Raw genomic sequence first — 12,512 nt, 5'->3', positions numbered from 1 at the left:
GGCGACCGGTGCTGCCGTGACCCCATGTGCGAGGAGAAACCCGATGAGGTTGGCCCGGATCGGCGGACTGGTGTCCGCCATCGCGCTCGCCGCGACCATGACGGCCTGCGGCTCCAGCCAGAAGACGGTAGACGTTCAGCCCTCGGCGGGGGCCGAGGGCGGCAACGCCGGCGCGCTGATCGGCGTCACGATGCCGACCAAGTCGTCCGAGCGGTGGATCCACGACGGCGACAACGTCAAGTCGCAGCTGGAGAAGCTCGGCTACAAGGTCGACCTGCAGTACGCCGAGAACGACATCCCCACGCAGGCGAACCAGATCGAGAACCAGATCACCAAGGGCGCCAAGCTCCTGATCATCGCCTCGATCGACGGCACCGCGATCACCTCTCAGCTGCAGCAGGCGGCGGACAACAAGATCCCGGTCATCGCCTACGACCGCCTGATCCGCAACAGCCCGAACGTCGACTACTACGCCACCTTCGACAACTTCAAGGTCGGCGTGCAGCAGGCGACCTCGCTCCTGGCCGGCCTCGGCGTCGACAAGGGCGAGAAGGGGCCGTTCAACGTCGAGCTGTTCGGCGGCTCGCCTGACGACAACAACGCCACGTTCTTCTGGAACGGCGCCATGTCGATCCTCCAGCCGAAGATCGACGACGGCACCCTGGTGGTCAAGAGCGGCCAGACCGACTTCAAGACCGCCGCCATCCTCCGCTGGGACCCGGCCACCGCGCAGAAGCGGATGGAGGACATCATCACCAAGACCTACACCGGCGACACCAAGGTCGACGGTGTCCTGTCGCCGTACGACGGCCTGTCCATCGGCATCCTGTCGGCGCTCAAGAGCAGCGGCTACGGCACCAGCTCCCAGCCGTACCCGATCGTGACCGGCCAGGACGCCGAGCTCGCCTCGGTCAAGTCGATCGTCGCCGACGAGCAGTACTCCACCATTTTCAAGGACACCCGCACGCTCGCGGAGACCACCGTGAAGATGGCCGACGCGGTGCTCAAGGGCGGCAAGCCCGAGGTGAACAACACCAAGGACTACGACAACGGCAACAAGGTCGTCCCCTCGTTCCTGCTCGACCCGGTCATCGTCGACAAGAGCAACTACAAGGACGTCATCATCGGCGCCAACTACTACACCGAGGACCAGCTCAAGTAAGGGCGCGCTCCGGGGGCGGTCCGCCGCCCCCGGAGCCCCTGACCGAGGGGCTTGAGACATGACCGATCACATCTTGCGGATGAGCGGGATCACCAAGACGTTCCCCGGCGTGAAGGCGCTGCAGGACGTCACCCTGTCCGTGCGGCGGGGCGAGATCCACGCCATCTGCGGCGAGAACGGCGCCGGCAAGTCGACGCTGATGAAGGTGCTGTCCGGCGTCTATCCGCACGGGACCTACGACGGCGAGATCACCTTCGAGGGCGAGCGGAGCCGGTTCGGCAGCATCCGCGACAGCGAGCACGCCGGCATCGTCATCATCCACCAGGAGCTCGCGCTCAGCCCGCAGCTGTCGATCGCCGAGAACATCTTCCTCGGCAACGAACGGGCCAGGCGCGGCATCATCGACTGGAACCGTACCAACTACGAGGCCGCCCAGCTCATGGAGCGGGTCGGCCTGCGGGAGAACCCGACGACCGTCGTCGCCGACGTCGGCGTCGGCAAGCAGCAGCTCGTCGAGATCGCCAAGGCGCTGTCGAAGGAGGTCAAGCTCCTCATCCTCGACGAGCCGACCGCGGCGCTCAACGACGACGACTCCGCGCACCTGCTCGACCTGCTGCGCGGGCTGCGGGACGGGGGCATCACCTGCGTGATCATCTCCCACAAGCTCAACGAGGTCACCGCCATCGCCGACTCCGTCACGATCATCCGCGACGGCCGGACGATCGAGACGCTCGACATGGCTGGCGACGCCGTGACCGAGGACCGGATCATCTCCGGGATGGTCGGCCGCGCCCTCGACAGCCGCTTCCCTCCGCACCAGCCGACGATCGGCGAGGAGGCGCTGCGCATCGAGGACTGGACGGTCTACAGCCCGAGCCAGCCCGGCAGGAAGGTCGTCGACGGCGCCTCGCTCAACGTGCGCCGGGGTGAGATCGTCGGGCTCGCCGGGCTCATGGGCGCAGGCCGTACCGAGCTGGCCATGAGCGTGTTCGGCCGGGCCTACGGCGTGCACATCTCCGGCAAGATCTTCAAGAACGGCCGGCCGATCGAGATCCGCACCGTGCAGGACGCGATCAAGCACGGCCTCGCCTACGCCACCGAGGACCGCAAGAGATACGGCCTCAACCTCATCGAGGACATCAAGCGCAACGTCTCCGCCGCTGGGCTGAGCGGCCTGTCCCGGCACGGCTGGGTGAACGAGCACGAGGAGTACCGGGTCGCCGAGGGCTTCCACAAGAGCATGAACATCAAGGCACCCAGCGTGTCGAGCGTCGTCGGCAAGCTCAGCGGCGGCAACCAGCAGAAGGTCGTGCTCTCCAAGTGGATCCTCACCGAGCCCGACGTGCTCATCCTCGACGAGCCCACCAGAGGCATCGACGTCGGCGCCAAGTACGAGATCTACACGATCATCAATCGCCTGGCGGACGAGGGCAAGGCGGTGCTGGTGATCTCCTCGGAGCTGCCTGAGCTGCTCGGCCTGTGCGACCGCGTCTACGCGCTCTGCGAAGGCCGGATCACCGGCGAACTGCCGCGCGCGGACGCCACGCAGGAACGCCTCATGCATCTCATGACCAAGGGACAGGAGTAGCTCCAATGAGCAGCATCACGCCCGCCGAGGTGAAGGTCGGCGCGAAGGGCGGCGGATCGGACGGGCCCCGGCGGCCCGGCCAGGTGTCACTGGGCGGACTCTCGCTCAACCTGCGCGCGAGCGGCATCTACATCGCCTTCGCCTTGATCGTCGCGCTGTTCTGGGTGCTGACGGACGGGGCCCTACTCCAGCCGCAGAACATCTCCAACATCATCGTCCAGAACTCCTACGTGCTGATCCTGGCGATCGGCATGATCCTGGTCATCATCGCCGGGCACATCGACCTGTCGGTGGGCTCGGTGGTGGCGGTCACCGGGGCGCTGGCCGCGGTGCTCATGGTGAACATGGGCCTGCCGTGGCCGCTCGCCCTGGTGATCACGGTCATCGCCGGCGGCCTCATCGGCGCCTGGCAGGGCTACTGGATCGCCTACTTCGGCATCCCGGCGTTCATCGTGACGCTGGCCGGCATGCTGTTGTTCCGCGCGCTCACCATGACCGTGCTGGGCAACCAGGGCATCGGCCCGTTCCCCGACCAGGTCCGCACCCTGGCCAACGGCTTCACCAGCGGCTACCTCGGCAACATCGGCCTCGGCCCGCTGGGTGGCGCCGACCTGTTCAGCCTGCTGATCGGCGTGGCCGCCGTCGCCGGCATGGTCACCTCGCAGTGGCGCAGCCGCGCCGGCCGGATCGGCTACGGCCAGGTCGTGGAGCCGATGGCGGTGTTCGTGCTGAAGATGGCCGCCGGCGCCGGGCTGATCCTCTTCCTGGTGGTGCAGCTGGCCCGCTTCAACAACCTGCCCTGGGTGCTGGTGCTGCTGGCGATCCTGGTGCTGGCCTACTCCCTGATGGCCAACCGCACGGTCTTCGGCCGCCAGATCTACGCCATCGGCGGCAACCTGCAGGCGGCCGTCATGTCCGGCGTCAAGGTGAAGAAGGTCGTCTTCTGGATCTTCGTCAACATGGGCGTCCTGTCGGCCATCGCCGGCATCATCTTCGCCGGTCGGCTCAACCAGGCGGGCCCGACGGCGGGCAACGCCTTCGAGCTGGACGCCATCGCCGCCGCCTTCATCGGTGGCGCCGCCGTACAGGGTGGTGTCGGCAAGGTCGTCGGCGCGCTCACCGGCGGGCTGATCATGGCGGTGATCAACAACGGCATGTCCCTGATCGGTTCGCCGAGCGAGCGGGTCATGCTCGTCAAGGGCGCGGTGCTGCTGGCAGCGGTCGCCTTCGACGTGTGGACCAAGCGCAGGGCGGGCGCGGCGGGCTGACCGCCACGCAATACGATCTCGGTGCCGAGGAGAGGAGAGACCGTGACGACCACCCCCAAACGCCGCCTGCCGGTCATGGCCGACGTGGCCAAGGAGGCCGGCGTGTCACATCAGACGGTCTCCCGCGTGCTCAACGACCACCCCAACGTCCGGGCCGACACCCGGGCGCGGGTGGAGGAGGCGATCCTCCGGCTCGGCTACCGCCGCAACCTGGTCGCGCGCGCCCTGGTCACCAAGCGCTCGCGGATGCTCGGGGTGGTGAGCTTCGACACCACGCTGTACGGCCCGGCCAGCACGATCTACGGCATCGAGCAGGCGGCCAGGACGGCCGGCTACTTCGTCAGCATCGTCAGCCTGAAGTCCATCGACGCCACCAGCGTGCGCGAGGCCATCGACTACCTCACCGAGCAGGGCGTCGACGGGGTCGTGGTGGTCGCGCCGCAGCGCTCGGCCGGCCGCGCACTGGAGAGCCTGCCCTCCGGCACGCCGGCGGTGGCCGTCGAAGGCACCCACAGGGCCGACGTGTCGGTGGTCTGCATCGACCAGTTCGAGGGCGCCAGGCTCGCCACCCGGCACCTGCTGGAGCTCGGCCACGAGACGGTCTGGCACGTCAGCGGCCCGTCCGACTGGCTGGAGACCGAGGGCAGGCTCGCCGGCTGGCGCTCGACGCTGGAGGCGGCGGGCCGCCCGGTGCCGCCCCCGCTGCCCGGCGACTGGAGCCCGCGCACGGGCTACGAGGCCGGCCGGCGCCTGGCCGCGATGGACGGGGTCACGGCCGTCTTCGCGGCCAACGACCAGATGGCGCTCGGCGTGCTGCGGGCGTTGTCGGAGGAAGGAGTGAAGGTCCCCGACCGGATCAGCGTCGTGGGCTTCGACGACATCCCCGAGTCGGAGTTCTTCTCGCCCCCGCTCACCACGGTCCGGCAGGACTTCGACGCGGTGGGCAGACACTGCATCGAGGCGCTGCTCCGGCAGATCGACTCGGGGCCGGTCGCCTACGAGCGGCTGGTCGTGCCGCCCGGCTTCATCGTCAGATCCAGCACGGCTCCCGCACGATAGAGGCACGCCCCGCCCGCACAACCCCCAGGAGTCAAGTGTGAACGTTAACAAATTCGTGGTCGGCGTGGACTTCGGCACGTTGTCCGGCCGTGCCGTGGTGGTCCGCGTCGCCGACGGCGCCGAGCTGGGCAGCGCCGTGCACGAGTACGCGCACGGCGTGATCGAGCGCACGCTCCCCGACTCTGACGTGCGGCTGGGCCCCGACTGGGCGCTGCAGTCGCCGCAGGACTGGATCGACGTGCTGCGCGTGGCCGTGCCGCAGGCCGTCGCCGCCTCGGGCGTCTCGCCCGAGCAGGTGATCGGCATCGGCACGGACTTCACCGCCTGTACCGTGCTGCCGGCCACCGCCGACGGCACGCCCCTGTGCTTCGAGACGCCGTCGCGCCCGCACGCGTGGCCCAAGCTGTGGAAGCACCACGCCGCGCAGCCGCACGCCGACCGGATCAACCAGGTGGCCGCCCGCCGCGGCGAGGCCTGGCTGCCGCGCTACGGCGGCAAGATCTCCTCGGAGTGGGAGTTCGCCAAGGCCCTGCAGGTCCTGGAGGAGGACCCCGAGGTCTACGCCAGGGCCGAGCGCTGGATCGAGGCCGCCGACTGGATCGTCTGGCAGCTCTGCGGCGTCGAGAGCCGCAACATCTGCACCGCCGGCTACAAGGGGATCTTCCAGGACGGAAGCTACCCGCCCCGGGACTACCTGGCCGAGCTCAACCCCGACTTCGTCGACTTCCCGGGCAAGCTCGCCACCGGTCAGGTCGGCGACACGTTCGGCGGCGTGCGGCTGGCGCCGCTCGGCGGGTCCGCGGGCACGCTGTCGGCCACCGCCGCCGCATGGACAGGACTGCCCGAGGGCATCACCGTGGCCGTCGGCAACGTCGACGCGCACGTCACCGCCGCCGCCGCCGACGCCGTGCGGCCCGGCCAGATGGTCGCCATCATGGGCACCTCGACCTGCCACATCATGCCCAGCGACCAGCTCGCCGAGGTGCCCGGCATGTGCGGCGTGGTCCGCGACGGCATCGTGCCCGGCCTGTGGGGCTACGAGGCCGGCCAGTCCGCCGTGGGCGACATCTTCGCCTGGTTCGTGGACACCTTCGTGCCCGCCTCCTACCACGAGCAGGCCGGGGAGATGGGCATGCACGCCTATCTCACCTCCCTGGCCGCCGAGCAGCCCGTGGGCCGGCACGGCCTGATCGCGCTGGACTGGTTCGGCGGCAACCGGTCGGTCCTGGTGGACCACAACCTGTCCGGCGTCATCGTCGGCCAGACGCTCGCCACCAAGCCCGAGGACGTCTACCGGGCGCTGGTCGAGTCCACCGCGTACGGCGCCCGCATGATCGTCGAGACGTTCGAGAAGTCCGGCGTCCCCGTCGAGGAGTTCGTCGTCGCGGGCGGCCTGCTGAAGAACCCCTTCCTCATGCAGGTCTACGCCGACGTGCTGCGCCGCCCCCTGTCGGTCATCGGCTCCGAGCAGGGCCCCGCGCTCGGCTCGGCGATCCACGCCGCCGTCGCGGCGGGCGCCTACGCCGACATCGAGCAGGCCGCCGCCGTCATGGGCCGGCGCACCGAGGCCGCGTACGTGCCCGACCCGGCCAGGGCCGACGCCTACGACCGGCTGTACGCCGAGTACCGGGCCCTGCACGACCACTTCGGAGACGGACGGCTGCTGCACCGGCTGCGCGCGATCAGGAACGAGGCATGACCCAGCAGATGAGAAAGATCGTCAGTGACCTGCACGCCGAGCTGGTCCGCTACAACCTGGTCGCCTGGACCGCCGGGAACGTCTCCGGCCGAGTCCCCGGCGAGGACCTGTTCGTCATCAAGCCGTCCGGCGTCTCCTACGACGAGCTGACGCCGGAGACCATGGTGCTGTGCGACCTGGACGGCAATCTGGTGGAGGGCGAGCACGCGCCGTCCAGCGACACCGCCGCGCACGCCTACGTCTACCGCCACCTGCCCGAGGTGGGCGGCGTCGTGCACACCCACTCCACCTACGCCTCGGCCTGGGCCGCGCGCGACGAGGCGATCCCGTGCGTGCTGACCGCCATGGCCGACGAGTTCGGCGGTGAGATCCCGGTCGGGCCGTTCGCGCTGATCGGCGACGACTCCATCGGCCAGGGCATCGTCGAGACGCTCAAGGGCCACCGCTCGCCCGCCGTCCTCATGCGCAACCACGGCGTCTTCACCATCGGCAAGGACCCCAAGGCGGCGGTCAAGGCGGCGGTGATGTGCGAGGACGTCGCCCGTACCGTGCACATCGCCAGGCAACTCGGCGAGCCGCTGCCGATCCCGCAGGCCGACGTCGACCGCCTGTACGACCGCTATCAGAACGTCTACGGACAGAGGAGCCCGCGTTGAACATCTGGTTTCTGACCGGCAGCCAGGGGCTGTACGGCGAGGACACGCTGCGCCAGGTCGCCGAGCAGTCGCAGCGGATCGCCGAGGCGCTGCCCGTGCCCGTGACGTGGAAGCCCGTGCTCACCGACGCGGCCGCGATCAGGCGGATCATGCTGGAGGCCAACGCCGACGACTCCTGCGCGGGCGTGATCGCCTGGATGCACACCTTCTCCCCGGCCAAGATGTGGATCGCCGGCCTCGACGCGCTGCGCAAGCCGCTGCTGCACCTGCACACCCAGGCCAACGTGGCGCTGCCGTGGAGCTCCATCGACATGGACTTCATGAACCTCAACCAGGCCGCGCACGGCGACCGCGAGTTCGGCCACATCCAGACGAGGCTGGGCGTGCCGCGCAAGACGGTCGCCGGGCACGTCAGCGACCCGGCCGTGGCCGAGCGGATCCTCGCCTGGACCCGCGCCGCCTCCGGCGTGGCCGAGGTGCGCACACTGAAGCTGGCCCGCTTCGGCGACAACATGCGGGACGTGGCCGTCACCGAGGGCGACAAGGTGGAGGCGCAGCTCCGCTTCGGCGTCTCGGTCAACACCTACGGGGTGAACGACCTGGTCGAGGCCGTGGACGCCGCCTCCGACGCCGACGTCACCGCGCTGGTCAAGGAGTACGAGGAGCTGTACCGGGTGGCGCCCGAGCTGCTCGGCGAGCGGAGTGAGTCGCTGCGGTACGCCGCCCGGATCGAGCTGGGCCTGCGCCACTTCCTCGAAGGCGGCGGCTTCAAGGCGTTCACCACCAACTTCGAGGACCTCGGCGGTCTGCGGCAGCTCCCCGGTCTGGCCGTGCAGCGGCTGATGGCCGACGGCTACGGGTTCGGCGGGGAGGGCGACTGGAAGACCTCGGTGCTGCTGCGCACGCTGAAGGCCATGACCCCCGGCGGCACCTCGTTCATGGAGGACTACACCTACCACCTGACGCCCGGCGAGGAGCTCATCCTCGGCGCGCACATGCTGGAGGTGTGCCCGAGCATCGCTGCCGGCACCCCGTCGTGCGAGATCCACCCGCTGGGCATCGGCGGCCGGGAGGACCCGGTGCGGCTGGTGTTCGACGCCGAGCCCGGTCCCGGCATCGTGGTCGGCCTCGCCGACCTGGGCGACCGGTTCCGGCTGGTCGCCAACGAGATCGACGTGGTGTCTCCGCCCGAGCCGCTGCCCAGCCTGCCGGTGGCCCGCGCCGTCTGGCGTCCCCGCCCCGACCTGCGGACCTCGGCCGAGTCGTGGCTGACCGCCGGAGCACCGCACCACACGGTGCTGTCCACGGCCGTCGGCACGGAGGAGCTGTCCGACCTGGCCGACATGCTCGGGGTGGAGCTGGTGGTCATCGACGCCGAGACCACCACCCGCCGGCTCACCAAGGAGCTGCGCTGGAACCAGGCCTACTACCGGCTCGCCCAGGGCTTCTGACAGGCGCCTGAAAAGTCCTGCCAAGAAGCGCCATGACCGGATTGGCGGTGGTGGCCAGGGGGACGTCTACCTCGTCCAGGAGTCGTCGACGGGGGTCCTCGTGCGCGCCATCGCCATTACCGGATTCGGAGCCGATCCGGAGATCATGCAACTGCCCGCGCCCGAGCCGGGCCCGCGTGAGGTGTTCGTCCGGATGCGCGCCGCCGGTTACAACCCCGTCGACGTGAAGGTCGCGAACGGGGCCATGAAGGGCATGGTGCCGTTCACGTTCCCGCTGATCCTCGGCACGGACGGGGCGGGCGTGGTGGAGGCGACAGGGGCCGAGGTCTCCGCCTTCAGTCCGGGCGACGAGGTCTTCGGCCGCTTCGCGGACTACCCGCGTGGCCTGGGCTCCTTCGCCGAGTACGGCGTGGCCGCCGAGGACGGCGCGATCGCCCACAAGCCGCAGGGTGTGCGCTTCGAGCAGGCGGCGGCCGTGCCGACGGCCACGGGCGCGGCTCATGAGGTGGTCGAGACCGTCCGGCCGGACAGCGGCCAGACCGTGCTGATCATCGGCGCCACGGGCGGCGTGGGCCAGAGCGCCGTCCAGTTCGCCGCCCGGCGCGGGGCCCGGGTCATCGCCACCGCCGCGCCCGACGCCGAGGCGCTCACCCGCGACCTGGGGGCGTCCGACACCGTCGACCACACCGCCGCTCCCGTCGCCGACCAGGTGCTCGCGCTCTGCCCCGACGGCGTCGACGCGGTCCTGGACCTGGTGGACCCGCCCGAGGCGATCGGTGACGTGATCCGGGTGCTGCGCCCCGGCGGCATCATCGTCAGCACCGTCGGCGCCCTGGACCCCGACGAGCTCACCGAACGGGAGATCCGCGCCGTCAATCTCGTGCACCGCCCCAGTGGCCCGCTGCTGGCCGACCTCGCCGCGCAGGTCGACCGCGGCGACCTGCGCGTGCAGATCCAGGCCCAGGTGCCCTTCGACCAACTGCCCGTCAGGCTGCCCGACATCCAGTACGGTCACGCGCGCGGCAAGGTCGTCATCGAGATCTGAGGCCGACCGTCCTGATCCGCGTTCCCGGCGGTATGGCAAGGTTGGGCGGTGACGCTGACGAACTGGGCGGGAAACACCGCATTCCGGGCAACACGGCTCCACCACCCCACATCCCTCGACGAGCTCCAGCGCCTGGTCGCCGCCACCCCGAGGGTGCGGGCCCTGGGCAGCGGGCACTCCTTCAACGACATCGCCGATTCCCCCGGCGAGCTGGTCCGCCTGGACCGCATGCCGTACCGGATGGAGATCGACAGCGCGGCGGCGCGCGTGCGGGTCGGCGCGAGCACCACGTACGCCGAACTCGCCGCCGAGCTGCATGCGAGCGGGTTAGCCCTGGGCAACCTGGCCTCGCTGCCGCACATCTCGGTGGCCGGCTCGGTGGCGACCGGCACGCACGGGTCGGGGCAGCGCAACCAGAGCCTGGCGGCCGCGGTGTCGGCGCTGGAGCTGGTCACCGCCGACGGCTCCCTGCTCACCCTCGAACGCGGCGACGCCGACTTCCCCGGCGCGGTGGTGGCGCTCGGCGCGCTCGGGATCGTCACCACGCTGACGCTCGACCTGGTGCCCACCTTCGAACTGCGGCAGTACGTGCGCGAGGGCGTGCCCGACGACGCGCCGTTCGACGAGCTGATGGGCGACGGCTACAGCGTCAGCCTGTTCACCGACTGGTGCGACACCAGCGCCTGGATCAAGCGCGGCACGGAGTTGCCAGACGGTGACTGGCACGGCACCCGGGCCGCGGACGGGCCCCGGCACCCGGTCCCGGGGATGCCGCCGGACAGCTGCACCGAGCAGCTCGGCGTGCCGGGGCCGTGGCACGAGCGGCTGCCGCACTTCCGCGCGGACTCGCCGCCCAGCAGCGCGGGCGACGAGCTGCAGACGGAGTTCCTGATGGACCGGGCGCACGCGGCCGACGCGCTGCGCGAGCTGCGGGCCGTGCGGGACCGGATCCGGCCGGTGCTGCAGATCACGGAGGTACGCACGGTCGCCGCCGACGATCTCTGGCTGAGCCCGTCCTACGGCCGCGACAGCGTGGCCGTCCACTTCACCTGGGTCAAGGACACCGAGGCCGTGATACCGGTGGTCAAGCTGGTGGAGGACGTGCTGGCGCCGTTCGACCCCCGGCCGCACTGGGGCAAGGTGTTCACCCGCCGGCCGGCCTGCCCGGAGCGGTTTCGCGAGCTGGTGCGGCGGCACGACCCGGAGGGCAGGTTCGCCGGCGACTTCACCCGCCTACTGCTGGAGGAGTAGGGCCCGGCCGGGGACGTGCGTCCGGCGGCGTAGCGGGTCACCAGCCTGGCGGACGATGTGCCGGGGCGGGCCGATGGGTGATCGTTGAGGCATGATCGACCATCCCTTCCGGTTCGGCGTCGTCGCCGGACACGCCCCCGACGCCGGCGCGTGGGCCGGCCTGGCGCGCCGGGCAGAGAGCCTCGGCTACGACACCCTGCTCGTGCCCGACACGCTGGGCACCCTGTCGCCGTTCGCGGCCGCGGCGGCCGCCGCGACGGCGACCACGACCCTGCGCGTCGGCACGTACGTGCTGTGCGCCCCACTCCGCACGCCCGCGGCCGTCGCCTGGGAGGCGGCCACGCTGCGCACGCTCAGCGGCGGCCGGTTCGAGCTGGGCCTCGGCGCCGGACGGCCGGACGCCGAGGCCGACGCCGTCCGGCTCGGCGTCGGCTACGGCACCCCGAGCCGGCGGATCGACCGGCTGGAGCGGACCCTGGACGCCGTCGAGGACGTGCCGATCCTGATCGCCGCCACGGGGCCGAAGATGCTCCGGCTGGCGGCGGCCAGGGCTCGCACCGTGGCGCTCGGCCTGCCGCCGCACAGCACCGAGGAGCACCTCACGGCCAAGCTCGACGAGCTGTACGAGCTCGCCGGGGACCGCTTCGACGAGCTGGAGCTCAACATCAACCTGGCCGTGGTGGGGGACGAGCAGCCCGCCTGGATGGTGAGCCGCTTCGGCGCCCTCGACGGCACGGCCGTCGGCATGCTGTCCGGCACGGTCGAGCAGATGGTGGACAGGCTGAACAGGCGCAGGGACAAGCTCGGCGTGTCGTACGTGTCGGTCAACGGGCAGTTTCTGGAGCAGTTCGCGCCGGTGGTCGAACGGCTCGCCGGTACCTGACGGGAACTGACAGGTACGCCCGCCACCATGGACACATGATCGCAACAGGCCCTTTCGACACCGCCGACTGGAACGCCCAGCCGCCCTTCGACGACCGCGACGGCATCACGCTCGGACACGTCACCATGAGCAAGACCTTCCACGGCGACCTGACCGCGACCAGCGTCGTGCACCTCACGGTCGTGTCCACCCCGGTCGAGGAGTCCAGGGCGTACGTCGCGGTGGAGCGCGTCGAGGGCGCCCTGCACGGCCGGTCCGGCAGCTTCGTCGTCCAGCACAGCGCGGTGAGCGACCCGGCCGGGCGGTCGCTGCGCGTCACCGTCGTCCCCGACTCCGGCACCGGCGAGCTGCGCGGCCTGTGCGGCGAGATGGACATCGCCATCGCCCCGGACGGCTCCCACTCCTACACCTTCGACTACACCGTCTGAGCGATTCTGTCGCCGGTGGCTG

The 12,512-nt window shown here is 70.6% G+C and carries 11 protein-coding genes; all 11 read left to right on the top strand.

The features are described from left to right. Positions 1–43 precede the first annotated feature (43 nt). The 11 genes from chvE (at position 44) to ACIBQX_RS12590 (ending at position 12,490) form a co-directional block, all read left to right on the top strand. Entirely contained in the window at positions 44–1,162 is a 1,119-nt protein-coding gene (gene chvE / locus ACIBQX_RS12640; protein ID WP_397003606.1) for a multiple monosaccharide ABC transporter substrate-binding protein, read from the top strand. Between the two features lie 58 nt (positions 1,163–1,220). Further along, positions 1,221–2,750: a multiple monosaccharide ABC transporter ATP-binding protein gene (gene mmsA / locus ACIBQX_RS12635; protein ID WP_397003604.1), complete on the top strand. Its 1,530-nt coding sequence runs from the start codon at positions 1,221–1,223 to the stop codon at positions 2,748–2,750. 5 nt (positions 2,751–2,755) lie between these two features. Then, positions 2,756–4,018: a multiple monosaccharide ABC transporter permease gene (gene mmsB, locus ACIBQX_RS12630; protein WP_397003602.1), complete on the top strand. Its 1,263-nt coding sequence runs from the start codon at positions 2,756–2,758 to the stop codon at positions 4,016–4,018. Positions 4,019–4,093: 75 nt separating this feature from the next. Then, positions 4,094–5,077 carry a LacI family DNA-binding transcriptional regulator gene (locus ACIBQX_RS12625; RefSeq protein ID WP_397003875.1) on the top strand — a complete coding sequence of 328 codons (984 nt, stop codon included), beginning with the start codon at positions 4,094–4,096 and terminating at the stop codon, positions 5,075–5,077. Positions 5,078–5,132: 55 nt separating this feature from the next. After that, positions 5,133–6,776, top strand: coding sequence for a ribulokinase (araB, locus tag ACIBQX_RS12620; protein WP_397003873.1), 1,644 nt, complete (start codon positions 5,133–5,135; stop codon positions 6,774–6,776). Beyond that, on the top strand, positions 6,773–7,432 hold the full coding sequence (locus ACIBQX_RS12615; RefSeq protein ID WP_397003600.1) for an L-ribulose-5-phosphate 4-epimerase: 660 nt from the start codon (positions 6,773–6,775) through the stop codon (positions 7,430–7,432). Before araB ends, ACIBQX_RS12615 begins: the two co-directional genes overlap by 4 nt. Beyond that, positions 7,429–8,883 (top strand): L-arabinose isomerase, encoded by a 1,455-nt coding sequence (araA, locus tag ACIBQX_RS12610; protein ID WP_397003599.1) that lies wholly within the window; start codon positions 7,429–7,431, stop codon positions 8,881–8,883. The genes ACIBQX_RS12615 and araA overlap by 4 nt, the downstream gene beginning before the upstream one ends. A gap of 100 nt (positions 8,884–8,983) precedes the next feature. Next, positions 8,984–9,928 carry an NADP-dependent oxidoreductase gene (locus tag ACIBQX_RS12605; protein WP_397003597.1) on the top strand — a complete coding sequence of 315 codons (945 nt, stop codon included), beginning with the start codon at positions 8,984–8,986 and terminating at the stop codon, positions 9,926–9,928. 48 nt (positions 9,929–9,976) lie between these two features. Continuing rightward, on the top strand, positions 9,977–11,179 hold the full coding sequence (locus ACIBQX_RS12600) for an FAD-binding protein (RefSeq protein WP_397003595.1): 1,203 nt from the start codon (positions 9,977–9,979) through the stop codon (positions 11,177–11,179). A 91-nt stretch (positions 11,180–11,270) separates the two neighbouring features. After that, a complete protein-coding gene (locus ACIBQX_RS12595; protein ID WP_397003593.1) occupies positions 11,271–12,062 on the top strand; it encodes an LLM class flavin-dependent oxidoreductase in 792 nt (263 codons plus the stop codon). Positions 12,063–12,097: 35 nt separating this feature from the next. Continuing rightward, positions 12,098–12,490, top strand: a complete 393-nt coding sequence (locus ACIBQX_RS12590) for a DUF3224 domain-containing protein (protein WP_397003591.1) — start codon at positions 12,098–12,100, stop codon at positions 12,488–12,490. The last annotated feature ends 22 nt before the right edge of the window (positions 12,491–12,512 follow it).

Source organism: Nonomuraea sp. NPDC049714, from assembly GCF_044465295.1.
In the GTDB taxonomy this organism is placed as follows: Bacteria; Actinomycetota; Actinomycetes; order Streptosporangiales; family Streptosporangiaceae; genus Nonomuraea.
Note: the sequence above shows the minus strand (reverse complement) of the source record. Positions and strands in the feature narration are given on the sequence as shown.